Source organism: Bacillus sp. P4_D3 (assembly GCF_056401855.1).
In genome coordinates, this window is record NZ_JBFUIN010001170.1 from 1 (window position 1) to 732 (window position 732).

Sequence of the window (732 nt, forward strand, 5' to 3'; positions counted from 1 at the left end):
ACAAGACTATACAGGGATTTCTGTTAATAGTTTTAAAGGATTTCAAGATGTATTAAAAGGGTTTGGTCAAACATTAGATGAAGGAAATAAATCTAATAATACTTATTTGGAAGGTTTTAATAACTTTCAAAAAATACAATCTGATAATAATTTGTTAGCTAATAATTTTTCAAGTCAATTTAATCAATTTATGAGTGAGATGAGTGCAGGCGATGCTTTAAAGCAGTTAAGCACACTGGAATCGGCAAATAAAATTATTGCAAATCAATTTACGCTTTCAGAGAAAGAACCCAATATTTTAGCAGATGCTTCAGCAATTCAAAAATATTTAACAGATGTAAAAAAACAAGTATCAGAATATGATACAGAACTTGCAGGGAAGTTAGAGAGTGACATTCAATCAACGATAAATAAACGATTACAGAAGTCTCTTTCAAATGATGGGCAACAAGAAGTAGTTATAAATACGTTAATGAGACAACCAGATGTTCGAATAAAGCAACAAATCGAGAATTTAATTACGAAATTACCTAGTTTAAATATGGAAGAAATCGTTCAAAGTGATTTGCCAGATGAAACGAAATTACAACTGAAAAATGTAATTCAATTTACAAATAAATATAATAAAGAAAATAACTTTAATTATGATTCTGTAAATAAAATCTCTTTAGGAAATTCAATTAAAGAAGTAAAGAATAGTCTTTCTAAGGATGGAATTATATTCAGTGATAC

General features: G+C 27.7%; 1 pseudogene. It reads left to right on the forward strand.

From position 1 onward, the window contains the following. Positions 1 to 732 (forward strand): annotated as a pseudogene (locus tag AC1DTM_RS30035) (type VII secretion protein EsaA); the annotation flags it as partial.